Raw genomic sequence first — 24,800 nt, forward strand, 5'->3', positions numbered from 1 at the left:
CAGGTGCTTTGTTGAACGGACCATGAGTACGCTACTTTCAAAACTTTCTGCATTGCATGACCGCCGGGAGGAGATCGGCAAACAACTGGCTGACCCCACTGTGATCGCCGACCAGAAACGTTTTGTGGAGCTTAATCGGAATTACCGCGACCTGGAACCGATCGATCTGGCATTCGGTAGGTATCGGCAAATGCATGATGACCTTTCCGGTGCAGAGGAAATGTTGCGTTCCGAGAAGGATACCGAACTGCTTGATATGGCTCGTTCCGAGCGCGATGATCTCCGAGTGGCAATAGAGGCCATGGACGAAGAGGTGCGTATGCTCTTGGTGCCGAAGGACCCGAACGATGAACGGAATTGTACGGTTGAGGTACGTGCCGGTACCGGAGGAGATGAAGCAAGTTTGTTCGCCGGTGATCTGTACCGCATGTATACCCGGTATTGCGAAGGCCAAGGGTGGAAGATCGAGGTGGCCGATGTAAGCGAAGGAACTGCTGGTGGTTACAAGGAAGTGATCTTCAATGTGAATGGTTCAGGTGCTTACGGCGTATTGAAGTTCGAAGCAGGTGTCCACCGAGTTCAACGGGTACCGACAACGGAGGCCAGTGGACGCATACATACCAGTGCAGCGACGGTTACGGTCCTACCCGAAGCAGAAGAGTTCGACGTGGAAGTGCGGGATGCCGACGTTAAGATGGAAACGGCCAGAAGCGGCGGAGCAGGTGGGCAGAACGTGAATAAGGTGGAGACCAAAGTGCGTTTGACCCACATTCCGACAGGCACGGTGGTCATGTGTCAAACGGAGCGTAACCAACTTGGCAACCGCTTGAAAGCAATGCAAATGCTGCGGAATAAGCTGTATGAGGAACGTCTTCACAAGGAAAATGCGGCGCTAATGGCGCACCGAAAGAGCCAAGTGAGCAGTGGAGATCGCAGCGCAAAGATCCGAACGTACAATTTTCCTCAGAGCCGCGTCACCGATCACCGCATAGAACTTACGGTTCACAATTTGACGGAGGTTCTCAATGGAGATCTTCAGGATGTGATCGATGCGTTACAATTGGCGGATAGGACCGAAAAACTAAAGTCGGAAGTTGAATAGAACAGGATCATGTTGATCAACTCATTGAATCGTTCCTTAGCCCTATGACCCGTGATCAGCTCGTAGCCATGATCCGCAGAAAGAAGAGCCTCTTGTGCGTAGGGCTTGATACCGAGATCCACTTGGTACCGGAGCACTTCATGGCAGAAAGTCATCCTGTACGTGCATTCAATGAAGCGATCGTGGAGGTAACGCATGATCTTGCGGTTGCTTACAAGCTCAACTTAGCATTCTACGAAGCATTAGGAGATGAAGGTTGGTCCGATCTGGAAGCAACCATAGCGTACATCCGGAGCAAGGGAGACTGCTTCATTATTGCCGACGCCAAGCGTGGTGATATTGGGAATACGGCACGCAAGTATGCCGAAGCCTTCTTTGATCGATTAGGTGTTGATGCAGTGACGATCTCACCCTACATGGGGCGGGATAGCATTGAGCCGTTCGTTGGGCGTAAGGGTAAATGGGCCATTGTGCTTGGGGTGACCAGTAATGCCGGTGCTAAGGACTTCCAGTTCTTGAATGTGAATGGAGATCGCCCTTTGTTCGAGACCGTGATCCGAACAGTTGTTTCATGGACCTCCCCCTTGGATACAATGTTCGTGGTAGGTGCTACGCATATAGATGTTCTGGAGCAGGCCAGAGCAGCCGCACCTGATAGTTTCTTTCTTGTTCCCGGAGTAGGTGCGCAAGGGGGGGATCTGGATGCTGTCCTTGATAAGTGTATGACCAAGGATGGTGGTGTACTGATCAATAGCTCGCGTGGGATCCTTTACGCTGGTGCAGGAGTTGATGGTATTCCAGCAGCGCGGAAAGCAGCTTTGGAATTGCAACGGACAATGGCCTTGAGAATGATCTCCAAAGGGGTCATTGCGAAATGAGTTGGGCTATCTGGCGATCGGAGCAGTGATCTGTTCGCAGGGTTATCGGGTCTCAAACACTCCGCCCTACCGAGGAAAGACTAATTGTGAATTTGTTTAGCCGCAAAGGAGTCAACTCGCAGATCTTGCTTCAGTGTTGATCATTTATCCGCCGTGCGGCGGAATTATCCGTGTTCATCTGTGGTTCCTTTTTCTTACTGCGGGCGTGGGTCGGAGGAATAGCCCTGGATCTGTTCGGCCGTATCATTTTTTGATCCGTATCTTTTGGCAACCGGTTTGACACTTTTCCTGTCAAATTGCAAATACCATGGATATTCGGCCTTATCCTACGTACAAGTCACTTGAGAGCAATGCAGAAAGGCAGAACCAGCTGGTAGCAGATAAGTGCGCCTTGTTACCCACGCCTAGCGAAGAGGTGGGGACGTTGCTTCTTGATCCTTCCTTTCCTTATGGTGAGCATTTGCTCCAGTTCCTTTGGGAACGTCGCCTGTTCGATGCACGATCCCTCCGCACCACAGACGGCCACACCATAGAGATACTCCATCCGGGTAACATTCAGTCCAATAGCGGTCCTGATCTCGCCAACGCTAGGATCCGGATCAATGGACAACAATGGGTCGGTTCCGTTGAAGTACATGTGCGAGCCAGCGAATGGGATCGGCATGGCCATCAACATGACCCTGCATACACGAATGTCATTCTCCATGTGGTACACACCTACGACACAGCGGTTCACACCGTGAATGGTCAATCTCCACCTACCGTTGAATTGGCCGGGCGCATTGATAAAGAGCGTGTGCTTCTTCACCTTGATCTGATGAAGAACCGCGAGCAGGTGCCTTGTGCAGAACACGTGCACAGAGTGGATCCATCGCGCATAGGCCCTTGGTTGGATCGTGTCCTTGTGGAACGCCTTGAGGAGAAAACCGCACGTGTTGAAACTGTTTACAAGGAATTGAATGGCGACCCTGCGGAAACATTCTACCATATGCTGTTGAACGGATTCGGCTTCAAGGTGAATGCTGAACCTTTCGCCATGCTTGCACATTCACTTCCGCTGAAGTACTTGCTCAAGTACCGCGATGATCCTTTCCGGACGGAAGCATTGTTATTTGGTCAGGCGGGTCTGTTGCGAACGGATCTCATTGATGACCATCCACGTGGTCTGCAAGCTGAACATCGTGTGTTGAGCCAACTGCATGGCCTTACTCCCGCACCGCTGGCTGCATGGAAATTCGGAAGAATGCGCCCATCGAATTTTCCGACCATTCGCATTGCCCAACTAGCCGCACTGGTCACACGCCTCGATGGGCACTTCGGAGCTTTGTTGGAGCATGATGATCCGGAACCGTTGATCGATATGTTCGATCTTGAAGCGTCAACATACTGGAACACGCATTACCGGTTCGATTCCGAGAGTAAATACGAGCCCAAAAGGATAGGGCGTTCCAGCGCTGAGCGTTTGGTCGCGAACGTTCTTGTGCCCTATCTTTTTGCCATGGGCAAAGTTCAGGGTCAGCCTCACCTTGCTGAGCGTGCGTTCAACCTTCTGGAGCATTTGTCTCCTGAAAAGAACACGATCACGGATAATTGGGTCTCACTCGGGATCCCGAATCCCAATGCGGCGCGTAGTCAGGCACTGATCCAACTTAAGAATTCATACTGCAGGCAACGTCATTGCTTATCTTGCGTCATTGGAGCAGAATTGCTCAAGAATCCATGATGATCGATCGGACCAAAACCGCTTTGGAACGCCAATTTTTCGGCGTTTGCCACTGGTGGGGTCAAAAGCTCAACATCAAGACCGAGCAAGTGCGACTTTCGTTCATCTACCTCAGTTTCATTACAGTTGGGCTGCATTTGGTCGTGTATCTGGTCATGGCCTTCGTTCTGGAACATAAGGAGCGGATCAAAAGGCCGTTCGCCAAGCGTAGTTCTGTTTGGGAACTATAGTAATTGCCCTCTATTATGTGGGCTGCATTCTCGTAGCTGGATCATCGAGTAACGGATATGACCTGATCCGGATCGCTGGTTTAGTTTCGCCCCATGAAGATCTTGATCACAGGAAGCAATGGTTTGCTCGGACAGAAACTGATCGCTGCCCTACGGAATGATCCAGAGGTTACACTTATCGCGACATCGAGAGGGGAGGATAGAACCCCGAATGCGCTTGGAGATCACTATCGTTCTTTGGACATTTCGATCAAAAGTGAAGTTGATGCCGTGTTCGATACGGTTCGACCCGATACGGTGATCCATACTGCCGCAATGACGAATGTCGATGCCTGCGAGTTGGACCCCGTGGCGTGTAAACTGCAGAACGTCACAGCCACGGAGAACTTGATCACCGCTTCAAAAAAGCACAATGCCCATTTCATTTTCTTGAGTACGGATTTTATTTTCGATGGCAAGAATGGCCCGTATCGAGAGGAGGATGCCGCCGCCCCGTTGAGCATTTATGGGCAAAGCAAGTTGGATGGTGAGCAGCTCGTAATGAACTCAGGCCTTGCACATTGGGCCATTGCACGGACAATTATTGTTTATGGAGTTGCAGCTGGGCTTAGCCGCAGCAACGTGGTGCTTTGGGCAAAAGGGGCACTGGAAAAAGGAAGTCCGATCAATGTAGTAGATGATCAATACCGTATGCCAACGCTCGCCGAAGATCTTGCCGATGGGTGTATCCGCATCGCGAAGCGAAAAGCACAGGGGGTCTACCATCTGTGCGGACCCGATGGCATGACCATTCTTGAGTTGGTCCAACGAGTGGCGAAGTACTATGAATTGGATGATAAGATCGTGACCCGAATTGATTCAGCAAGCCTTTCACAACCTGCTGAACGCCCACCACGGACAGGTTTTGTATTGGACAAGGCGCGAAAGGACCTTGGCTACACGCCGCATAGTTTCGAAGAAGGGTTGGACGTTCTCACGAAACAATTGAAGGGGGGGTGAAAAAACAGTGTCTTTCGCATGGAAGTCTTCTCCATTGGTGAAGTGCGCTGTTGAATACCATCTCCATGAAGTGGGATCGTTGAGATGGCCTATTAATATGCCTTTCTTTGTCTGTGGCCAAAAAGAAACAACACAGGATCGCGGATACTAGACCCTTGAAGGAAAAGCTCAAGGACCTAGGGAATTTGCATGCAGGTGAACGTCGTGGGTTCTTTCTGATAGTATTGGTGCTATTGATCGCCTCGGCTTGGGTAGGATACATGAAATTCGTATACGAGCCATCAGAAAGAGACCTTACAGCACTCAAAGCTGAAATGGAGACCTGGTCGGCATTGCGTTCTGCAAAGAAGTCCTTGAACGTGGATCAGTTAGCGGAGCCTTTCCCGTTTGATCCCAATACCATTGAACGATCGGAGTGGATCGCGCTGGGATTATCCGAACGACAGGTCGATGGCATTGAACGGTACGTTACCAAAGGCGGAGAGTTCCGTTCCAAAAAAGACGTGGAGCGGATGTACACGATAAGCCCGGAAATGTACGTGAGACTGGAACCATACATTCTACTGCCGGACAGTTATGTGCGAGCAGCCCGACCACCGTATGAAAAGAAACAATGGCCGAAGTACTCCAAGGATAGCTCCACCTATGTAGCTAATGATCGGTATACCCGGAAGCTGTTCACAAAAACAGAGGTCAATACCGCGGACTCCATAACACTTGTTGGTCTGCCAGGGATCGGACCTTCCTTTGCCAGAGGTATCATCAAGTACAGGGATATGCTGGGCGGTTTTCATTCGCTCGATCAATTGGAAGAAGTCTATGTACTGCGTGACAAGCCGGATGCTATCGCGCGGATCAAGGATCTCTTAACACTGGATCCGAATGCCGTTCATTATGTCCCGATCAATTCATGTACCGTAGAGCAACTGGCTGAACACCCTTATGCCCGTTGGAAGATCGCCAAACCATTGATCGCTTATCGATCGCAGCATGGACCATTTGCGAAGATCGAGGACATTCAGAAGTGCGTTCTTGTCACTGATAGCGTATACGATCGGTTGGCGCCATACCTTAGGTTGGAGTGATGAGTCGAGTTCAAAATAAAGACAGATCAGATGCGTGTGGTAAATGGTATAAATTCGCACCCCCATCGTGAAAGATCTAAATACACGTCTTGCTGCCGCTATCCGTGCAGTGCCGGATTTCCCTAAGCCAGGTATCCTTTTCCGTGATATAACGCCAGTGCTGGAAGACCCAACGCTGAGCAATGATTGCGTGCATGGGTTCAAGGATGCATTGGCACACCTGAACGTGGATGCCATTGCTGGAATTGAAAGTCGTGGTTTCTTGTTCGGAATGCCGTTGGCATTGGCGTTCGAAGTGCCATTCGTTACAGTGCGGAAAAAAGGAAAATTACCTTGGCGTACCGTGAGCTATACGTATGATCTGGAATACGGAAGTGCTGAGGTGGAAATGCACGTGGACAGCGTTAAGCCGGGCATGCGAGTGCTCGTCCATGATGATCTGCTTGCGACCGGCGGAACTGCAGTAGCAGCAGCAGAACTGATCCAAAAACAAGGCGGTATCGTTGCGGGCTTTAGTTTCTTGATCGAACTCGAATTCTTGAACGGCGTTGAACGCCTTGAACCCTATAACGCCGAGATCATTCGCTTGATCTCATATTGAACACCATGGATTTCAGCACAACGGAGAACCAGACCATGATCGCACAAGCCGTGCGTGACCTTTGTGAGCGTGAATTACGCCCCAATGTGATGGATTGGGATGAAAGTCAGCATATGCCGATCGACCTTTTCAAGAAACAATTCGGCCCTGCTGGGATGCTGGGGGTTTTGGTCCCGGTACAATATGGTGGGGCAGGATTAGGGTATTTCGAGTACGTGACCACGATCGTTGAAGTGGCTAAGATCTGCGGATCCGTTGGCCTTAGCGTTGCCGCTCATAACAGTTTGTGTACCGGACATATCCTACAATTCGGTAGTCACGAACAAAAACTCAAATGGTTGCCTAAACTGGCTTCCGGTGAATGGTTGGGTGCTTGGGCACTCACGGAACCGAACACGGGCAGCGATGCCATGCGCATGAAATGCACGGCACGTAAAGAGGGCAATGAATGGGTATTGAATGGCACGAAATGTTGGATCACACATGGTCAATGCAGTGATGTGGTCGTTGTGATCGCACGGACCGGTGGCCTGCTGGATAGTAACGGGATGACCACATTCGTTGTGGAACGTGGGACCAAAGGCCTTAAAGCCGGAAAGAAGGAGAATAAATTGGGCATGCGTGCTAGTGAGACCGCAGAGGTGATCTTTGAGGATTGCAGGGTAAGCGAGGCAAACATTCTTGGTAAAGAGGGAGATGGCTTCAAACAAGCCATGAAGGTGTTGGATGGAGGCCGTATCAGTATCGCGGCTTTGAGCCTTGGTATTGCCAAGGGTGCATTTGAGGCCAGTGTTAAATACGCCAAGGAACGCGAGCAATTCGGCCAGCCGATCGCCAATTTCCAGGCCATTGCGTTCAAATTGGCCGATATGGCGACCCGTATCGAAGCTGCCGAACTGCTTACTTTAAGTGCTGCTGATCTGAAGAACAGGCATAAAGAAATGACCACGGAAGGCGCAATGGCCAAGTATTATGCGAGCGAAGTTTGCGTTTGGGCCAGCAATGAAGCGGTGCAGATCTTCGGTGGATATGGATACACCAAGGATTTCCCGGTGGAGAAATTCTACCGTGACAGCAAGCTTTGCACGATCGGAGAGGGAACCAGCGAGATCCAGAAAGTGGTGATCAGTAGGAATTTGCTGAAGGCGTAGGCCCCGACGGTATATTGTATCCTGATCCCAACGGCGATCGGTTCATGCTCACCGATGGATCGAATAATATTTCTTTGATCCGAACTTGCGGCGATCGATCCGCTCCTTATATTTGCGCCCCCTAAGCAAAAAAGACACAGGCATATGCTGATCATTCCGGTAAAAGAAGGCGAGAGCATCGATAAGGCGCTCAAGAAGTTCAAGAAGAAATTCGAGCGCACCCAGACAATGCGTCAATTGCGCAAGCGTCAAGCGTTCATCAAGCCTTCAGTGGACCGTCGAAAAGAAATGATCCGCGCTGCATACAAGCTTACTCTACAAGTAGCAGACGATTAGGACCGACCGACCCCTCACCGAAAGGCGAAAAGACCATCAAGGCTTTTTCGCCTTTTATTTTTTAGCGGTAGTTCTGGAATATATTGGTTTGATCAGGTCGGCTGGACCTAAGGCTCTTCAAACGAACAAGACGTAATTAACAACTCGTCGAGGAACATACTGGACCGGTTAATTCGGCCGTTACCTTGGTCGTGATGTTATTGGACCGGTTCGTTGATCACCTTACCTACGAAAAACGCTACAGTGCACATACTGTTTCCGCCTACCAACGGGACCTGAAGCAATTCGCCGCATTCCTGAAAGAATTCGGGGTGAATGAACCGGAGAAAGCCACCGATAAAGTGGTGCGCATGTGGATGATGCGCCTTATGGAGGAGGACACGGGACCTAGAAGCGTGAACCGCAAGCTCAGTTCACTGCGTAGTTTTTTCCGATTTGCTCGGATCATAGGTGCGGTCACAATTGACCCTACGGCCCTCATTGATCCACCTAAAACGCCTAAGCGCTTACCTGAATTCGTTGAAGAACAGAGGCTTGAGTGTATGTTCGATGACCTGAAATGGCCTGAAGGGTTTAAAGGAATGACGGACCGGTTGATCCTGGAACTGCTCTATGGCACCGGTATGCGTTTGGCGGAGCTCATGGGGCTCAAGGTCGGAGACATTGATCTAGGCGCAAACAGCTTGCGAGTGCTGGGTAAACGCAATAAGGAACGGATCCTCCCCTTGGGCGATGACTTGACCAAGAACATTGCAAATTACCTCAAGAAAAGGACAGTCCTATTCGGAGGAGCAAGAGGAGCAGATGGTTTGTTAATTGATAAAAATGGTGAACCGTTGGCGCGTCGTACCGTCCAACGACTCGTTACTCACTATCTTAGTGGGGTCACCTCACAAAAAAAACGCAGCCCACACGTCCTGAGGCATACCTTCGCTACACACATGTTAGAGCACGGAGCAGACCTTAATGCAGTAAAGGAGATCTTAGGGCATGCGAACCTTGCAGCCACCCAGGTCTACACCCATAACACAGTAGAAAAACTTAGAAAAGTCCATGCTCAAGCCCATCCAAGAGGAGGGGCTTAGCGCTATGTAGAACCAACCAACCATTTAAGACCATGAACGTGAACGTCCATTCCATTCATTTCAATGCCGATGCTAAACTGGTAGAGTTCATCAAAACAAAACTCAGTAAACTAACACAGTTCAATGATAGCATACTATCCGGTGATGTGTTCCTTAGATTGGAACACGATGGTGATAACCGCGAGAACAAAGTGGTGGAGATCCGCCTTGCCGTTCCTGGCAACGACCTATTTGCCAAACGACAAGGTAAAACGTTCGAAGAAGCTGCTGTAAATACCATTGAAGCTTTGCGCAGTCAAGCTGAAAAGACCAAAGAAAAGTCCCGAGCCATTTAAGTGATCGATCGATCATGGGTACGGATATGGCCTCTAGCTCAGCGTAGTGGCCTTGTCCATAAAATACCGGCCTTCATCGGTTCCGTGATGAGCCGACCTGTGAGCCTCCGATATCACTGGTCTTTTGCTTCTAAAGACAGTCGTGATCGTGGGTGATTATAGCGTGGCTCCGATCAAAGCACATGCCGAACTGAATTTTCTTTCATCCATCCTTTGGTGGGAACCGGATCTTTATCTACCTTTGCAGGCCCAAATCGGGACCTTATGGTTTCGAAGAAGGAAAACGTACGTTCTTTTCTTTGTTGTACAGGCCAATGTAGCTCAGCTGGTAGAGCAGCTGATTTGTAATCAGCCGGTCGGGGGTTCGAGTCCCTTCATTGGCTCCGTGAATTGGTTCAGGGGAGATACCCAAGCGGCCAACGGGGGCAGACTGTAAATCTGCTGTCTTACGACTTCGTAGGTTCGAATCCTGCTCTCCCCACTAACACTCCACGGAGCCGCTAATGTCGCTTCCAGACAAAAGCAAAGGTGAAGAGAAGTTGAACCCTAGCACTCGGTTCGACCGTTGGGACCCTTTCGATCGATGTGATCGCTATGGGTTCCTACTGGAAAGAACCGAAAATGATCGCCTATTCAATTTTCACGACCTTAAATATGAGGTACGAGAAATGGAAGGTGATCGAGCAAAGACCAAATAATGGAGGAAGAAAGTCGGTTGCAGGACAGGTCCATATCAAGACCATTCAGTGCTGAATGATAGCCACCAAAACAAATGCGGGAGTAGCTCAATTGGTAGTCTGCCGTACGGCAGATCCAAGATGAACGTCGCTCACATGAATGAAACAAATGCGGGAGTAGCTCAGTTGGTAGTCTGCCGAATGGCAGATCCAAGATGAACGTCGCTCACATGAATGAAACAAATGCGGGAGTAGCTCAGTTGGTAGTCTGCCGTACGGCAGATCCAAGATGAACATCGCTCAAATGAATAAAACAAATGCGGGAGTAGCTCAGTTGGTAGTCTGCCGTACGGCAGATCCAAGATGAACATCGCTCAAATGAATAAAACAAATGCGGGAGTAGCTCAGTTGGTAGAGCATCAGCCTTCCAAGCTGAACGTCGCGGGTTCGAGTCTCGTCTCCCGCTCTACTGAAAACCACCAGATGTCTCTTGAAAAAGAGAAGTAAAGTGCGAATGAAGAATGAACAGATCAGCCTTTGTAGCTCAGAGGTAGAGCACTTCCTTGGTAAGGAAGAGGTCCCGGGTTCAATTCCCGGCAAAGGCTCAACAGCGAATACTAGGGCACTGGCGTAGACGATGGTTTCGATACGCTTGGTACAACGAATAAAGGACCTTAACAACAGGAACAATACCGAACCAAAATGGCAAAGGAGACTTACAAAAGGGATAAACCCCACGTCAACATCGGTACCATCGGTCACGTTGACCATGGTAAGACCACGTTGACCGCGGCAATTACTACAGTTCTGGCCGGCAAAGGCCTTTCTGAGATGCGTAGCTTCGATTCTATCGATAACGCACCGGAGGAAAAAGAACGCGGTATTACAATTAACACCTCACACGTGGAATATTCGACGGCTGCCCGTCACTACGCACACGTTGATTGCCCAGGCCACGCTGACTATGTGAAGAACATGGTTACTGGTGCTGCGCAAATGGACGGAGCTATCCTTGTGGTTGCCTCCACAGATGGTCCGATGCCTCAGACCCGTGAGCACATTCTTCTTGGTCGTCAGGTTGGTGTTCCTAAATTGGTCGTATTCATGAACAAAGTGGATATGGTGGATGACGCTGAATTGCTCGATCTCGTTGAGATGGAGGTTCGCGAACTTCTTTCATTCTACGATTATGATGGTGACAATACCCCTGTGATCCGTGGTAGCGCTTTGGGCGGACTGAACGGTGAGGAGAAGTGGGTTGATAGCATCATGGCTCTGATGGATGCTGTTGATACCTGGATCCCAGTTCCTCCTCGTGAGGTTGACAAGCCTTTCTTGATGAGCGTGGAGGATGTATTCTCTATCACAGGTCGTGGTACTGTTGCTACCGGCCGTATTGAAACCGGTGTAGTAAAAACCGGCGAAGAGGTGGAGATCATCGGAATGCAGGAAGAAAAGATGAAGAGCACCTGTACGGGTGTTGAAATGTTCCGCAAGCTTCTCGATCGTGGTGAAGCTGGTGACAACGTTGGTCTTCTACTTCGCGGTATTGAGAAAGATCAGATCCGTCGTGGTATGGTCATCGCTAAGCCAGGAAGCATTACTCCACACACCGATTTCAAAGCTGAGATCTATGTGTTGAAGAAAGAAGAGGGTGGCCGTCACACACCATTCCATAACAAGTATCGCCCTCAATTCTACTTCCGGACAACGGACGTAACCGGGGAGATCACGATGGAAGCAGGTCGTGAGATGATCATGCCTGGTGATAACGTTACGATCAGTGTACAATTGATCGTTCCGATTGCTATGTCCAAGGGTCTTCGTTTCGCGATCCGTGAGGGTGGACGTACCGTAGGAGCTGGACAGGTAACTGAGATCGTTAAATAAATTCCAAAACCTCAACGGGAGGCAAGGCCGGTCCGCAATCGGCGGACCGGCCTTCGCCACCCCAAGGGTAGGGGAACAGGAACAGACCTACGGGTGTAGCTCAATTGGTAGAGCGAAGGTCTCCAAAACCTTAGGCTGCGGGTTCGATTCCTGCCACCCGTGCAAGTAAAAAGATAGAACAAGTGGCAAGCATAAAAACATACGTTAGCGAAAGCTACAACGAGCTGGTTCACAAAGTGAGTTGGCCTACTTGGAAGGACCTACAAGCCAGCGCTATTGTTGTCCTGGTTTCAGCGTTGATCATATCGTTGATAATCTTTTTGATGGATTACATCTTCGGCGTTCAGAATATGGGCCAAGGGGATACCAATCCATGGAAAGGGATGATCGGTTTCATTTATAAACTGATCCAGTAAACGCGATGGCCGAGACGACTACATCAACTAAAAAGTGGTACGTGGTACGTGCCATCAGCGGTAAGGAGAAGAAGGTGAAGGAATTGATCGATACGGAGATCCGTCGTTCAACCCTCGGCAACCATGTGGCTCAAGTGCTTATCCCGATGGAGAAGTTCTTCCAGATCCGCGACGGTAAGAAAGTGAGCAAGGAGCGTAATTTCTTTCCAGGTTATGTTCTTATGGAAGCGGATCTGACCGGTGAGATCGCTCACACGATCAAGCAAATGCCGAATGTTATCGGCTTTCTTGGCGCTGAAAAGGGCGGAGAGCCAATGCCATTGCGGCAGGCAGAAGTGAACCGGATCCTCGGAACGGTTGATGAACTTGCCGATGCTGATGAAAGCAACCATAACCCGTTCCATATGGGTGAGACCGTTAAGGTCATCGATGGGCCTTTCAATGGTTTCAACGGAATGATCGAGGAGATCAACGAAGAAAAGAAGAAACTTAAAGTAATGGTGAAGATCTTCGGACGGAAGACTCCGCTTGAACTGAGCTTCATGCAAGTAGAAAAAGAAATGTGAGGTTGTTCGCAACGGCACATCCAATACACGATGGGTGCATCGTGCATAGAAATGAAAAACCAGTCCGAGTCCACCTTAGGTGAACGTTAAACAGGACACAACAAACGAAGAATGAAAGAAGTATCGGGCCTCATTAAACTCCAGATCAAGGGAGGAGCGGCCAACCCATCACCACCGGTCGGACCAGCTCTTGGTGCCAAAGGGGTCAACATCATGGAATTCTGCAAGCAGTTCAATGCACGTACGCAGGACAAGGCAGGTAAAGTTCTTCCTGCAGTGATCACCGTTTACAGCGACAAGTCGTTCGACTTCGTGATCAAAACGCCACCAGCTGCGGTGCAGATCATCGATGCTGCCAAGATCAAAGGCGGTAGTGGTATTCCTCACAGTCAAAAAGTGGGAAGCGTTTCTTGGGATCAGGTGAAAGCCATTGCCGAGGACAAAATGCCAGACCTCAATTGCTTCTCTGTAGAAAGCGCCATGCGAATGGTAGCAGGAACTGCTCGTAGCATGGGTGTAACAGTAACAGGAGATCAACCATTCTAAACCCAGCACGCTATGGCACAGATGACCAAAAAGCGCAAAGCGGCGCTGGCGATGTACGACGCCACCAAGATCTACACGCTTGATGAGGCTACGGAGATCGTGAAGAAAGTAAGTAATACCAAATTCGATGGTACAGTGGATATTGCTGTTCGATTGGGCGTGGATCCAAAGAAGAGCACCGAAATGGTGCGGGGTACCGTGAGCTTGCCACATGGCACAGGTCGTGATGTCCGAGTACTTGTATTGGCTGATCCTGCGAAAGTGGAGGAAGCCGTTGCAGCTGGTGCTGACATGGCCGGTCTGGACGACTACGTTGAAAAGATCAAAGGCGGTTGGACCGATGTGGATGTGATCATTTGCACGCCGGCCGTTATGGCCAAAGTGGGTGCTTTGGGTCGTGTTCTCGGACCGCGTGGTCTTATGCCGAACCCGAAAACGGGTACTGTGACCATGGATGTGGCCAAAGCCGTGAAGGACGTCAAGGCCGGTAAGATCGACTTCAAAGTGGATAAAGCAGGTGTGATACATGCCGTTATAGGCAAGGCTTCATTCGACGCAGCCAAGTTGAGCGAGAACGCCAACGAGATCCTTCTTACCCTGGCCAAGCTGAAACCAAGCACAGCTAAGGGCGCATACATCAGAAGCATTAGCATTAGTAGTACAATGAGCCCAAGTGTGTTGGTTGATACCCGCACAGTTCAAGTGGCCTGATCCCAAAAAAGCGTACAAAAATGGCAACACGTACCGAAAAGAACCAAGCAATTGACATCTTGGTAGAAGAGATCAAGGGCACCAACGTGCTTTACTTGGCAGATACCTCCAGCATGAATGCGGAGGACACCAGCATCCTACGCCGCGCTTGTCACAAGCAAGGCATTAAACTGAAGGTGGTAAAGAATACGCTCCTGCGTAAAGCAATGGAGCAGATCGATGGCAAGGATTACAGTGAATTGATGCCTACGTTAGTGGGACAGACCTCTGTGATGTATGCTGAGAAGGGAAACGCTCCCGCAAAGCTCATTAAAAGCCTGCGTACCAAGGAGAAGACTAAGCCGGAATTGAAAAGTGCTTGGATCGATGAGGCAGTATTCATCGGAGACGAGAACCTGATCATGCTCACGACCTTGAAAGGCAAAGAAGAACTTATTGGCGATATCATCGCCATGCTACAAAGTCCTATGACAAATGTTATCAGCGGCCTTCAAGGAGGTGCTGGACATAAGATCGGTGCTTTGCTTAAGACACTCGAAGAAAGAGCAGCTTAAAAAGATCCGTAAAGGCATCCGCTATACGGCGGATGCCCCAACCAACAAGACTAAACGCGTTACGCACTTCCAACTCGAATTTCTCAAAATTGTAACAAAAACCAAAGATGGCAGACATCAAATCAATCGGCGACCAACTCGTTGGCCTAACAGTAAAAGAGGTTAGTGAACTCGCTCAATACCTGAAAGACGAATACAAGATCGAACCAGCAGCCGCGGCTGTTGCTGTAGCTGGCCCAGCGGCCGGTGGTGGCGAAGCTGCTATCGTGCAGACGAGCTTTGACGTTATCCTTAAGGCTAGCGGAGCTAACAAGCTTCAAGTAGTCAAACTGGTGAAAGAACTTACCGGTCTCGGATTGAAAGAGGCGAAAGACCTAGTGGACGGTGCCCCTAAGCCGCTGAAGGAAGGTGTATCCAAAGAGGATGCAGAAAGTCTGAAGCAGCAATTGACGGAAGCCGGAGCAGAAGTTGAGGTTAAGTAAGCCACAACAGCGCTCGCAGCACAGCAGCATGGAGAGGCCCCAAGGCGGGCCTTTCCGGCTGTCTCGTCTGTAGCCACTTAGTTGGCAACAATACACGATCCTGCATTTTGATCTTGACGCAGATGATCGTGCTCAGTTCTTAAGATCCTTCGGTCGCACTCCTTCCCCCCTACACGCACACATGGCTCAGGCGAAGACCAGTTCCAAGAAAAGCAAACGCATCGATTTCGGCTCAAGCCCTGCATCGATCCAATATCCCGATTTCCTTGATATTCAGCTGAAAAGCTTTGAGGAATTCTTCCAAATTGAAACACTTCCAGAGGCGCGCGTGAGCGAGGGCCTCTTTAAAGTATTCAGCGAGAACTTCCCCATTACGGATACCCGTAACCAGTTCGTGCTGGAATTCCTCGATTACTTCGTGGATCCGCCACGCTATAGCATCGATGAATGCATAGAGCGTGGGTTGACCTACAGCGTGCCGCTTAAGGCCAAGTTGAAATTGTATTGTACCGATCCGGAGCACGAGGATTTTGAGACCATTGTACAGGACGTGTACCTTGGACAGATCCCGTACATGACCCCTAAAGGATCGTTCGTAGTGAACGGTGCTGAGCGTGTGGTCGTGAGCCAGTTGCACCGTAGCCCTGGTGTGTTCTTCGGCCAAAGCCGCCACGCCAACGGAACTAAATTGTATTCTGCCCGTGTTATCCCGTTCAAGGGTTCATGGATCGAATTTGCGACCGATATCAACGGTGTGATGTATGCTTACATCGACCGTAAAAAGAAATTGCCCGTAACCACACTGTTACGTGCTATCGGTTACGAGAGTGATAAGGACATTCTGGAGATCTTTGACCTGGCTGACGAGATCAAGGTGACCAAAGCCAATATCAAAGACGCAGTGGGCCGTAAACTGGCTGCTCGCGTTCTAAAATCCTGGGTAGAGGATTTCGTGGATGAAGACACCGGTGAGGTGGTAAGCATCGAGCGTAACGAGGTGATGATCGACCGTGAGGTGGTCATTGAAGAGTCTCACGTTGATGAGATCGTGGAGAGTGGAGCTAAAACGATCATCCTGCACAAAGCTGGAGTGAATGCCGCAGACTATGCATTGATCTATAACACCTTACAAAAGGATACCTCGAATTCCGAGAAGGAAGCTGTAGAGGTGATCTACCGCCAATTGCGTAATGCGGAACCACCTGATCTGGAAACGGCTCGTGGTGTTATCGACAAGTTGTTCTTCAGTGAGCAGCGCTATGACCTTGGTGAGGTAGGTCGCTATAGGATAAACAAGAAGTTGGGCCTTGAAAGTGAACTGAGCGTGAGGGTGTTGACGAAGGAGGATATCATCTTCATCATCAAGTACCTGATCGAGTTGGTGAACGTCAAAGCTGATGTGGACGATATCGACCACTTGAGCAATCGTCGTGTACGTACCGTGGGTGAGCAATTGCACGCCCAATTCGGCGTTGGTCTGGCCCGTATGGCCCGTACCATCCGCGAGCGCATGAACGTGCGTGACAACGAGGTATTTACACCTACGGACCTGATCAATGCAAAGACCTTGAGCTCGGTGATCAACTCGTTCTTCGGAACGAACCAGTTGAGCCAGTTCATGGACCAAACGAACCCTCTAAGTGAGATCACTCACAAGCGCCGTATGTCGGCGCTTGGACCCGGTGGTCTAAGCCGTGAGCGTGCAGGTTTCGAAGTGCGTGACGTTCACTATACCCACTATGGTCGTTTATGTACCATTGAGACCCCTGAGGGACCGAACATTGGTCTGATCAGTTCACTGTGTGTTTATAGCAAGATCAATTCACTCGGCTTCATCGAGACACCTTACCGCTCGGTTAACGAGGGGAAAGTGGACCTGAAAGGTGATGTAACCTATCTCAGTGCCGAGGAAGAAGACAACAAGATGATCGCGCAGGCTAATGCGAAGATCAACGATAAGGGCGATTTCCAGACCGACCGTGTTAAAGCGCGGTTGATGGGCGACTTCCCAGTAGTGGAGCCGACCGAACTGCATCTGATGGACGTTGCTCCGAACCAGATCGCGTCCATTGCAGCTAGCTTGATCCCGTTCTTGGAGCACAATGACGCCAACCGTGCGTTGATGGGATCGAACATGATGCGCCAAGCCGTGCCTTTGTTGCGGCCGGAAGCGCCATTCGTTGGCACCGGACTAGAGGAATTGGTAGCTCGCGACAGCCGCGTTTTGCTCGTTGCTGAAGGTGAAGGCGTTGTGAAGTATGTTGACAGCGACCGGATCGTGATCGAGTACAAGCGTACGGACGATGAGCGTAACGTAAGCTTCGATGGTGACGAGAAAGAATACAAGCTCACCAAATTCTTGAAGACCAACCAAAGCACATGCATGAACCTTCGTCCGGTAGTTACCAAGGGCGAGAAGGTGAGTGCGGGCCATACCCTTTGCGAAGGATATGGAACTGAAGATGGCGAATTGGCGATCGGTCGTAACCTACAAGTGGCATTCATGCCATGGAAGGGCTACAACTTCGAGGATGCGATCGTGATCAGTGAGCGCGTGGCCAGTGAAGACATCTTCACCAGCATCCATATCGATGAGTACAGCATGGAGGTGCGCGATACGAAGCGTGGCCTAGAGGAATTGACCTCTGATATCCCGAACGTATCCGAAGAAGCAACCAAGGATCTGGACGAGAACGGTCTGATCCGTATTGGTGCTGAGATCGGTGAAGGTGATATCCTTATCGGTAAGATCACTCCGAAAGGAGAGACCGACCCAAGCCCAGAGGAGAAATTGCTCCGTGCGATCTTCGGTGATAAGGCCGGTGATGTGAAGGACGCGAGCTTGAAGGCTCCGCCAAGCATCAAAGGTGTTGTGATCGACAAAAAACTCTTCGCGCGTGCCGTGAAGGATAAAAAGTCCAAAGGCAGCGAGAAGGGTGTTCTTGAGCAGATCGATAAAGAATACGATAAGGAATTGGCCACGTTCAACAACCACATGGTTGAGAAGATGATGGTCCTTCTGGAAGGTATGAACAGCAATGGCGTGTTCAACAAATACAAAGAGGAACAGATCCGGAAGGGCGTGAAGTTCAGCGCAAAGGTTCTATCCAACGTGGACTTCATCACGGTGGATCCAACTGAATGGACCTCTGAGAAAAAGGTTAACGATCAAGTTCGTGAGCTGATCCACAACTACAATATTCGCCACGGCGATATCAGCGGTGTGTACAAGCGCAAGAAGTTCCAAGTGAGCATCGGCGATGAACTGCCAGCAGGTATCATCAAATTGGCGAAAGTCTATATTGCTGCGAAGCGTAAGCTTACCGTTGGTGATAAGATGGCAGGCCGCCACGGAAACAAAGGTATCGTTGCCAAGATCGTTCGCGATGCGGATATGCCTTACTTGGAGGATGGTACTCCGGTGGATATCGTTCTTAATCCATTGGGCGTACCTAGCCGTATGAACTTGGGGCAGATCTATGAGACCGTATTGGGCTGGGCCGGTAAGAAACTGGGTCGCAAGTATGCGACACCGATCTTCGATGGTGCCACTTTGGATCAGATCAATAAGGAAACGGACGAAGCAGGTGTTCCACGTAACGGTAAGACCTACCTATACGATGGTGGAACCGGTGTTCGTTTCGACCAACCAGCTACCGTGGGTGTGATCTACATGATCAAACTGGCACACATGGTGGATGACAAGATGCATGCTCGTTCCATTGGACCGTATAGCTTGATCACCCAGCAGCCGCTCGGTGGTAAGGCACAGTTCGGTGGACAGCGCTTCGGTGAGATGGAGGTGTGGGCATTGGAGGCATTCGGTGCCGCTAATATCCTGCAAGAGATCCTGACCGTTAAGAGTGATGATGTCTTGGGACGTGCAAAGGCCTACGAGGCTATTGTGAAGGGAGAACCCCTTCCGACCCCTGGAATTCCGGAATCCTTCAACGTTCTGCTCCACGAACTGCGTGGATTGGGATTGAATGTTTCATTGGAGTAAGCCATTGGTTAAGAGCAACTTTACTAAGAACGCAAGCAAGTAACGCGACAACATGAAGAAGGAAGTAAAGCTCAACAGCAACTTCAATAAGATCGTTATCAGTCTGGCCAGCCCCGAGCAGATCCTCGAGCGCAGCCATGGCGAAGTGATCAAGCCGGAAACCATCAATTACCGCACCTATAAGCCGGAGCGTGATGGACTTTTCTGCGAGCGCATCTTCGGTCCTGTTAAGGATTTCGAATGCCATTGCGGTAAATACAAGCGGATCCGTTACAAAGGGATCGTTTGCGACCGTTGCGGTGTTGAAGTGACCGAGAAAAAAGTACGTCGTGAGCGTATGGGACACATCCAATTGGTTGTGCCCGTGGCTCATATCTGGTATTTCCGCAGCTTACCGAATAAGATCGGTTATCTATTGGGCCTACCTACCAAGAAGTTGGACCAAGTGATCTACTATGAGCGTTATGTAGTGATCCAAGCAGGTCCGGCCATGAACAAAGAGGGTGAAGCACTTCAGTACCTCGACTTCCTCACCGAAGAAGAGTACTTGGATACCCTTGATGTGCTAGGCAAGGAGAATCAGTATCTGGACGATACGGATCCCAACAAGTTCATCGCTAAAATGGGCGCTGAATCCTTGTATGATCTGTTGAAGCGTTTGGACCTTGATGGTTTGAGCTACGACCTGCGCCATAAGGCCAACACGGAGACAAGCCAGCAGCGTAAGACCGAGGCGTTGAAGCGATTGAACGTTGTTGAGGCTTTCCGTGATGCGAATACGCGCATGGAGAACAAGCCCGAGTGGATGATCGTGAAGGTGGTGCCTGTTATTCCGCCTGAGCTTCGCCCATTGGTACCATTGGATGGTGGCCGTTTCGCTACTTCTGACCTCAACGATCTATACCGTCGAGTGATCATCCGTAACAACCGCTTGAAGCGTTTGGTGGAGATCAAGGCGCCGGAAGTGATACTGCGTAACGAAAAGCGTATGTTGCAGGAAGCTGTGGACAGCCTCTTTGATAACAGCCGTAAAAGCAGTGCCGTAAAGAGCGAAAGCAATCGTCCATTGAAATCCTTGAGCGATTCGCTGAAAGGAAAGCAAGGTCGTTTCCGCCAGAACTTGCTCGGTAAGCGTGTTGATTATAGCGCACGTTCCGTGATCGTTGTTGGTCCTGAACTGAAATTGCACGAGTGTGGTTTGCCGAAGGATATGGCAGCTGAGCTCTTCAAACCGTTCATTATCCGCAAATTGATCGAGCGTGGCATCGTGAAAACGGTGAAGAGCGCGAAGAAGATCGTAGATAAGAAGGAACCCGTTGTTTGGGATATCCTCGAAAGCGTATTGTGGGGACACCCGGTTCTATTGAACCGTGCTCCTACGCTTCACCGTCTAGGTATCCAGGCTTTCCAACCTAAATTGATCGAGGGTAAGGCTATCCAATTGCACCCGCTCGTTTGTACAGCATTCAACGCTGACTTCGACGGTGACCAAATGGCTGTTCACGTGCCATTGGGCAACGCCGCAATTCTAGAAGCTCAGCTTCTTATGCTGGCCAGCCACAATATCTTGAACCCTGCTAATGGAGCGCCGATCGCGGTACCTAGCCAGGACATGGTGTTGGGCCTGTACTACATCACCAAAGGCCGCGTTACCGACGAGGAACGCACCATGAAAGGCGAAGGACGTACGTTCTACAGCCCGGAAGAGGTGATCATCGCCTATAACGAGAAACAACTCGATCTGCACACGCACATTAAACTGCGTTGGGTTGATTTCCACGGTAAATCTGCGATCATTGACACGACTTGCGGCCGTACCATCTTCAATGAAGTGGTACCGAAGGAAGTTGGTTTCATCAATGACGTATTGACCAAAAAAGCGTTGCGTGACATCATTGGTAAGGTCGTTAAGGAGACCGGAACTGCACGCGCTGCTCAGTTCTTGGATGATATTAAGGACCTCGGGTTCATGAGTGCATTCCATGGCGGACTTAGCTTCAACTTGGATGACGTTGTCGTTCCAGCTGAAAAAGAGAAGCTGGTTAATGCTGCACAGGCCGAGGTGGATGAGGTTACCGGTAATTACAACATGGGTCTCATCACCAACAACGAGCGTTATAACCAAACGATCGATATTTGGACACACACCAACAGTAAGGTGACCTATACTTTGATGGAGCGCATCAAAAAGGACCGTCAAGGGTTCAATTCCATCTATATGATGATGGATTCCGGTGCGCGTGGTTCCAAAGAGCAGATCCGTCAGCTAAGTGGTATGCGTGGTCTTATGGCCAAGCCGCAGAAGAGTGGCGCTGGTGGCGGTCAGGACATTATCGAGAACCCGATCCTCTCCAACTTTAAGGAAGGATTGTCCATTCTCGAGTACTTCATCTCTACCCACGGTGCACGTAAAGGTCTTGCCGATACGGCTCTAAAGACCGCTGACGCTGGTTACTTGACCCGTCGTCTTGTTGACGTTGCACAGGATGTGATCATCACGAATGATGATTGCGGTACACTTCGTGGACTTCTGGCTTCTGCACTGCGTAAGAACGAGGATATCGTTGAGTCGTTGTATGATCGTATTCTCGGTCGTAACTCAGTACACGATGTGCATCACCCACAGACTGGCGAACTAATGGTGGCTAGTGGGGAGAACATTGACGAGGATATCGCAGCCGCGATCGCGAACAGCCCGATCGAAGAAGTGGAGATCCGAAGTGTATTGACCTGTGAGCAGAAGAAAGGTGTATGCGCCAAATGCTATGGTCGCAACCTTGCTACTGGCCGATTCGTCCAAATGGGCGAGGCAGTTGGTGTAATTGCCGCACAATCCATTGGTGAGCCTGGTACCCAGCTTACACTGCGTACGTTCCACGTAGGTGGTGTGGCCGGTAAGATCACAGAGGAAAGTGAGATCCGTGCCAAGTATGATGGTGTATTGGAGATCGAGGAATTGCGCACGGTCAGTAAGAAAGACCGCAAAGGAGAAGATGCCGAAGTAGTGATCAGCCGTAGTGCGGAAATGCGCATAGTGGATAGCAATACAGGTATCGTATTGACCACCAGCAATATCCCATACGGCGCGTTCATCTATATGAAAGGTGGTAAAAAAGTGAAGAAAGGCGACCTGATCTGTATATGGGATGCGTACAATGCTGTGATCATCTCCGAATTCAGTGGTAAGCTTGACTTCGAGAGCATTGAAGAAAATGCGACCTACCGTGAAGAGATCGATGAACAGACCGGATTCGCTGAGAAGGTGATCGTTGAAAGCCGCGACAAGAAAAAGAACCCGACCATCCGCATTATGGACGGTAAAGGCAAAGAAGAGCTGAAGAGCTATAGCTTGCCGGTTGGTGCACACATCGTAGTTAGTGAGGGTCAAAAGATCGAAGCCGGTGACATTCTGGTGAAGATCCCACGTAGCTCCGGCAAGGGTGGTGATATTACCGGTGGTCTACCGCGTGTTACCGAATTGTTCGAGGCACGTAACCCAAGCAATCCTGCTGTTGTGAGCGAAATCGATGGTATCATCTCCTACGGAAAGATCAAACGCGGTAACCGCGAGATCATTGTGGAAAGCCGCACCGGCGAGCAGAAGAACTATCTGGTGCCTTTGAGCAAGCACATCCTGGTACAGGAGAACGACTTCATCAAAGCAGGTCAGCCGCTTAGCGATGGTTCCACCGCGCCTGGCGATATCCTGGATATCCAAGGACCTACCAAGGTTCAGGAGTACTTGGTGAACGAGGTGCAAGAGGTTTACCGTATGCAAGGTGTAAAGATCAACGACAAACACTTTGAAGTGATCGTACGCCAGATGATGCGTAAGGTGGAGATCGAGGATCCCGGAGATACCAAGTTCTTGGAGAAGCAAAGCGTGAACAAGACCGAATTCATGGAGGAGAACGATCAGATCTTCGATATGATGGTGGTTACAGATGCTGGAGAAAGCGAGTCATTGCGCGTTGGTCAGTTATTGACCTTGCGTAAGTTCCGCGACGAGAACAGCGTACTGAAGCGTAAGGACTCGAAGTTAGCTGAAGCCCGTCAGGCACAACCTGCTACGGCTCGTACCATGCTACAAGGTATTACGCGTGCTTCATTGCAGACCGAAAGCTTCATCTCGGCAGCTTCCTTCCAGGAAACGACCAAGGTGTTGAACGAGGCAGCTGTGAACGCGAAGGAAGACCACTTGAACGGCCTGAAGGAGAATGTGATCGTTGGTCACCTGATCCCTGCTGGAACCGGAGTGCGCGCTTACCAGAAGAACATTGTTGCGAATAAGGACGAATACCAGCGTATGCTAGCCTCTAAATTAGAGGCACAAGAGATCGAAGAATGATCTTGCGAACAGTAAGTTGCATTTGAACTAGCGGCAAGCTGATCCACTACCGGGTCGCTTGCCGTTTTTCATTCGACACAATTAGACCAATAAGCCTACATAAACTACAGACCATGGCCGACGAGAAAGAACAACCACGTCAGAACCAATTGAACATTGAGATCAGCGAAGAGATCGCTGATGGCATTTATAGTAACCTGGCCATCATTACGCACAGTAATTCGGAATTCGTTCTGGATTTTGTGCGTGTTATGCCCGGTGTACCCAAAGCCAAAGTGAAGTGTCGTGTACTTCTAACTCCGCAACACGCCAAACGCCTTATGCGTGCCCTAGCAGATAACGTACAGAAGTATGAAGGCGTTCATGGACCTATCCGCGAAAGCGAAGCCACCGAGATCCCGATGAGCTTCGGAGGGCCTACGGCGCAAGCGTAAGTGACCCTATTAAAAATTTTAAAAGCCCCGGCGTATTGCTGGGGCTTTTTTTGTGGGTTCGGTTGGGTCATTGCACTGGGTGGACGGAGTGGACATGGTGCCTTGCTTAGGCACCATGTTAACTCCGTCTAATTGAGTCTAGGGTTGAAAGCCAAGACCATTTATTGCAAGTGAAACTTGCATACTTGATCTTGCTTGTTACAATTAGAGCGAAAGTGTGTCAAGCATTGCTGCGTATTGGCCAAAATTTAAAGGACCCAATACGTTGGAGGTGAGAACGCTATCGTAATACGTTTGAGACATGGATCCTTGATAGTACGCCTTGATATCACGATCGGTATTAATGACCCAATATGACTTTGTTCCAGTGATTACATTCAAACTAGTAGCTACCAAGTAGTGCCCGCGAATTGAGGTGTCAATTACCTTTCCAGGAACAACCTCAGCGCCAGTACCGCGATACTCCTCACGGCCATTGTATACAATACAACTTTGTGGCCCTGCCTCAAAGAAGTAATAGGCACCGATCAGATGTTTGTCATCAGATAAATAATTTTGACCGTTACAGGCATGTAAGATCATAGCGAACGCTAGATATATTAAGGTTTTCATCAATTCTTCGATAGTTCGTAAGTCACGATCAAGGCA

At 49.9% G+C, this 24,800-nt stretch carries 23 protein-coding genes and 5 tRNA genes; 27 read left to right on the top strand and 1 reads right to left on the bottom strand.

Features of this window, described 5'->3' with window-relative positions; genetic code table 11:
• The first annotated feature begins 22 nt into the window (after positions 1-22).
• From prfA to IPF95_09540, 27 genes are all read left to right on the top strand, one after another.
• The gene (gene prfA, locus IPF95_09410; GenBank protein MBK6474914.1) at positions 23-1,102 is read left to right on the top strand and encodes a peptide chain release factor 1; all 1,080 of its coding nucleotides are present in this window, start codon (positions 23-25) and stop codon (positions 1,100-1,102) included.
• A gap of 44 nt (positions 1,103-1,146) precedes the next feature.
• On the top strand, positions 1,147-1,980 hold the full coding sequence (gene pyrF, locus IPF95_09415; GenBank protein ID MBK6474915.1) for an orotidine-5'-phosphate decarboxylase: 834 nt from the start codon (positions 1,147-1,149) through the stop codon (positions 1,978-1,980).
• A gap of 307 nt (positions 1,981-2,287) precedes the next feature.
• On the top strand, positions 2,288-3,703 hold the full coding sequence (locus tag IPF95_09420; GenBank protein ID MBK6474916.1) for a DUF2851 family protein: 1,416 nt from the start codon (positions 2,288-2,290) through the stop codon (positions 3,701-3,703).
• Positions 3,700-3,933: a PspC domain-containing protein gene (locus IPF95_09425; GenBank protein ID MBK6474917.1), complete on the top strand. Its 234-nt coding sequence runs from the start codon at positions 3,700-3,702 to the stop codon at positions 3,931-3,933. Before IPF95_09420 ends, IPF95_09425 begins: the two co-directional genes overlap by 4 nt.
• Positions 3,934-4,026: 93 nt before the next feature.
• Positions 4,027-4,932, top strand: coding sequence for an NAD(P)-dependent oxidoreductase (locus IPF95_09430; GenBank protein MBK6474918.1), 906 nt, complete (start codon positions 4,027-4,029; stop codon positions 4,930-4,932).
• Positions 4,933-5,087: 155 nt separating this feature from the next.
• Positions 5,088-6,017, top strand: coding sequence for a helix-hairpin-helix domain-containing protein (locus IPF95_09435; protein ID MBK6474919.1), 930 nt, complete (start codon positions 5,088-5,090; stop codon positions 6,015-6,017).
• Positions 6,018-6,084: 67 nt separating this feature from the next.
• Positions 6,085-6,618, top strand: coding sequence for an adenine phosphoribosyltransferase (locus IPF95_09440; protein ID MBK6474920.1), 534 nt, complete (start codon positions 6,085-6,087; stop codon positions 6,616-6,618).
• Positions 6,619-6,623: 5 nt separating this feature from the next.
• A complete protein-coding gene (locus IPF95_09445; protein MBK6474921.1) occupies positions 6,624-7,769 on the top strand; it encodes an acyl-CoA dehydrogenase family protein in 1,146 nt (381 codons plus the stop codon).
• Positions 7,770-7,913: 144 nt separating this feature from the next.
• Complete coding sequence (locus IPF95_09450; protein ID MBK6474922.1) at positions 7,914-8,105, top strand: 30S ribosomal protein S21; 192 nt, start codon at positions 7,914-7,916, stop codon at positions 8,103-8,105.
• A gap of 194 nt (positions 8,106-8,299) precedes the next feature.
• Positions 8,300-9,190: a tyrosine-type recombinase/integrase gene (locus IPF95_09455; protein MBK6474923.1), complete on the top strand. Its 891-nt coding sequence runs from the start codon at positions 8,300-8,302 to the stop codon at positions 9,188-9,190.
• A gap of 32 nt (positions 9,191-9,222) precedes the next feature.
• Positions 9,223-9,525, top strand: coding sequence for a ribosome-associated translation inhibitor RaiA (locus IPF95_09460; protein ID MBK6474924.1), 303 nt, complete (start codon positions 9,223-9,225; stop codon positions 9,523-9,525).
• 310 nt (positions 9,526-9,835) lie between these two features.
• Positions 9,836-9,908: transfer RNA gene (locus IPF95_09465), tRNA-Thr, on the top strand.
• Positions 9,909-9,923: 15 nt separating this feature from the next.
• Positions 9,924-10,006: transfer RNA gene (locus IPF95_09470), tRNA-Tyr, on the top strand.
• A gap of 22 nt (positions 10,007-10,028) precedes the next feature.
• Entirely contained in the window at positions 10,029-10,223 is a 195-nt protein-coding gene (locus tag IPF95_09475) for a hypothetical protein (GenBank protein MBK6474925.1), read from the top strand.
• 372 nt (positions 10,224-10,595) lie between these two features.
• Positions 10,596-10,668, top strand: a tRNA-Gly gene (locus tag IPF95_09480).
• A 67-nt stretch (positions 10,669-10,735) separates the two neighbouring features.
• Positions 10,736-10,807: transfer RNA gene (locus IPF95_09485), tRNA-Thr, on the top strand.
• 97 nt (positions 10,808-10,904) lie between these two features.
• A complete protein-coding gene (gene tuf / locus IPF95_09490; GenBank protein MBK6474926.1) occupies positions 10,905-12,092 on the top strand; it encodes an elongation factor Tu in 1,188 nt (395 codons plus the stop codon).
• Between the two features lie 89 nt (positions 12,093-12,181).
• Positions 12,182-12,254 (top strand) — tRNA-Trp (locus IPF95_09495).
• A 20-nt stretch (positions 12,255-12,274) separates the two neighbouring features.
• Positions 12,275-12,508 carry a preprotein translocase subunit SecE gene (gene secE, locus IPF95_09500; GenBank protein MBK6474927.1) on the top strand — a complete coding sequence of 78 codons (234 nt, stop codon included), beginning with the start codon at positions 12,275-12,277 and terminating at the stop codon, positions 12,506-12,508.
• Positions 12,509-12,513: 5 nt separating this feature from the next.
• A complete protein-coding gene (gene nusG, locus IPF95_09505; GenBank protein ID MBK6474928.1) occupies positions 12,514-13,074 on the top strand; it encodes a transcription termination/antitermination factor NusG in 561 nt (186 codons plus the stop codon).
• A gap of 111 nt (positions 13,075-13,185) precedes the next feature.
• Positions 13,186-13,620, top strand: coding sequence for a 50S ribosomal protein L11 (gene rplK, locus IPF95_09510; GenBank protein ID MBK6474929.1), 435 nt, complete (start codon positions 13,186-13,188; stop codon positions 13,618-13,620).
• A 12-nt stretch (positions 13,621-13,632) separates the two neighbouring features.
• Positions 13,633-14,331, top strand: coding sequence for a 50S ribosomal protein L1 (locus IPF95_09515; GenBank protein ID MBK6474930.1), 699 nt, complete (start codon positions 13,633-13,635; stop codon positions 14,329-14,331).
• A 20-nt stretch (positions 14,332-14,351) separates the two neighbouring features.
• The gene (locus IPF95_09520; GenBank protein MBK6474931.1) at positions 14,352-14,885 is read left to right on the top strand and encodes a 50S ribosomal protein L10; all 534 of its coding nucleotides are present in this window, start codon (positions 14,352-14,354) and stop codon (positions 14,883-14,885) included.
• A gap of 107 nt (positions 14,886-14,992) precedes the next feature.
• A complete protein-coding gene (gene rplL, locus IPF95_09525; GenBank protein ID MBK6474932.1) occupies positions 14,993-15,367 on the top strand; it encodes a 50S ribosomal protein L7/L12 in 375 nt (124 codons plus the stop codon).
• Between the two features lie 181 nt (positions 15,368-15,548).
• Positions 15,549-19,370, top strand: coding sequence for a DNA-directed RNA polymerase subunit beta (rpoB, locus tag IPF95_09530; GenBank protein MBK6474933.1), 3,822 nt, complete (start codon positions 15,549-15,551; stop codon positions 19,368-19,370).
• 52 nt (positions 19,371-19,422) lie between these two features.
• Positions 19,423-23,718 (top strand): DNA-directed RNA polymerase subunit beta', encoded by a 4,296-nt coding sequence (gene rpoC, locus IPF95_09535; protein ID MBK6474934.1) that lies wholly within the window; start codon positions 19,423-19,425, stop codon positions 23,716-23,718.
• Between the two features lie 113 nt (positions 23,719-23,831).
• Positions 23,832-24,152, top strand: a complete 321-nt coding sequence (locus IPF95_09540) for a DUF3467 domain-containing protein (GenBank protein ID MBK6474935.1) — start codon at positions 23,832-23,834, stop codon at positions 24,150-24,152.
• A gap of 204 nt (positions 24,153-24,356) precedes the next feature.
• Here IPF95_09540 and IPF95_09545 read toward each other — a convergent pair whose 3' ends face one another.
• Positions 24,357-24,764, bottom strand: a complete 408-nt coding sequence (locus IPF95_09545) for a hypothetical protein (GenBank protein MBK6474936.1) — start codon at positions 24,762-24,764, stop codon at positions 24,357-24,359.
• Between the last annotated feature and the right edge of the window lie 36 nt (positions 24,765-24,800).

This window comes from Flavobacteriales bacterium, assembly GCA_016704485.1.
Lineage (GTDB): Bacteria > Bacteroidota > Bacteroidia > Flavobacteriales_F > PHOS-HE28 > PHOS-HE28.

What these genes read in the sequence shown, in the direction of transcription:
- prfA (MBK6474914.1), top strand. Translation starts at nt 23, where the DNA reads ATGAGTACGCTACTTTCAAAACTTTCTGCATTGCATGACCGCCGGGAG.
- pyrF (MBK6474915.1), top strand. Translation starts at nt 1,147, where the DNA reads ATGACCCGTGATCAGCTCGTAGCCATGATCCGCAGAAAGAAGAGCCTC.
- IPF95_09420 (MBK6474916.1), top strand. Translation starts at nt 2,288, where the DNA reads ATGGATATTCGGCCTTATCCTACGTACAAGTCACTTGAGAGCAATGCA.
- IPF95_09425 (MBK6474917.1), top strand. Translation starts at nt 3,700, where the DNA reads ATGATGATCGATCGGACCAAAACCGCTTTGGAACGCCAATTTTTCGGC.
- IPF95_09430 (MBK6474918.1), top strand. Translation starts at nt 4,027, where the DNA reads ATGAAGATCTTGATCACAGGAAGCAATGGTTTGCTCGGACAGAAACTG.
- IPF95_09445 (MBK6474921.1), top strand. Translation starts at nt 6,624, where the DNA reads ATGGATTTCAGCACAACGGAGAACCAGACCATGATCGCACAAGCCGTG.
- IPF95_09450 (MBK6474922.1), top strand. Translation starts at nt 7,914, where the DNA reads ATGCTGATCATTCCGGTAAAAGAAGGCGAGAGCATCGATAAGGCGCTC.
- IPF95_09455 (MBK6474923.1), top strand. Translation starts at nt 8,300, where the DNA reads ATGTTATTGGACCGGTTCGTTGATCACCTTACCTACGAAAAACGCTAC.
- IPF95_09460 (MBK6474924.1), top strand. Translation starts at nt 9,223, where the DNA reads ATGAACGTGAACGTCCATTCCATTCATTTCAATGCCGATGCTAAACTG.
- IPF95_09475 (MBK6474925.1), top strand. Translation starts at nt 10,029, where the DNA reads ATGTCGCTTCCAGACAAAAGCAAAGGTGAAGAGAAGTTGAACCCTAGC.
- tuf (MBK6474926.1), top strand. Translation starts at nt 10,905, where the DNA reads ATGGCAAAGGAGACTTACAAAAGGGATAAACCCCACGTCAACATCGGT.
- nusG (MBK6474928.1), top strand. Translation starts at nt 12,514, where the DNA reads ATGGCCGAGACGACTACATCAACTAAAAAGTGGTACGTGGTACGTGCC.
- rplK (MBK6474929.1), top strand. Translation starts at nt 13,186, where the DNA reads ATGAAAGAAGTATCGGGCCTCATTAAACTCCAGATCAAGGGAGGAGCG.
- IPF95_09515 (MBK6474930.1), top strand. Translation starts at nt 13,633, where the DNA reads ATGGCACAGATGACCAAAAAGCGCAAAGCGGCGCTGGCGATGTACGAC.
- IPF95_09520 (MBK6474931.1), top strand. Translation starts at nt 14,352, where the DNA reads ATGGCAACACGTACCGAAAAGAACCAAGCAATTGACATCTTGGTAGAA.
- rplL (MBK6474932.1), top strand. Translation starts at nt 14,993, where the DNA reads ATGGCAGACATCAAATCAATCGGCGACCAACTCGTTGGCCTAACAGTA.
- rpoB (MBK6474933.1), top strand. Translation starts at nt 15,549, where the DNA reads ATGGCTCAGGCGAAGACCAGTTCCAAGAAAAGCAAACGCATCGATTTC.
- rpoC (MBK6474934.1), top strand. Translation starts at nt 19,423, where the DNA reads ATGAAGAAGGAAGTAAAGCTCAACAGCAACTTCAATAAGATCGTTATC.
- IPF95_09540 (MBK6474935.1), top strand. Translation starts at nt 23,832, where the DNA reads ATGGCCGACGAGAAAGAACAACCACGTCAGAACCAATTGAACATTGAG.
- IPF95_09545 (MBK6474936.1), bottom strand. Translation starts at nt 24,764, where the DNA reads ATGAAAACCTTAATATATCTAGCGTTCGCTATGATCTTACATGCCTGT.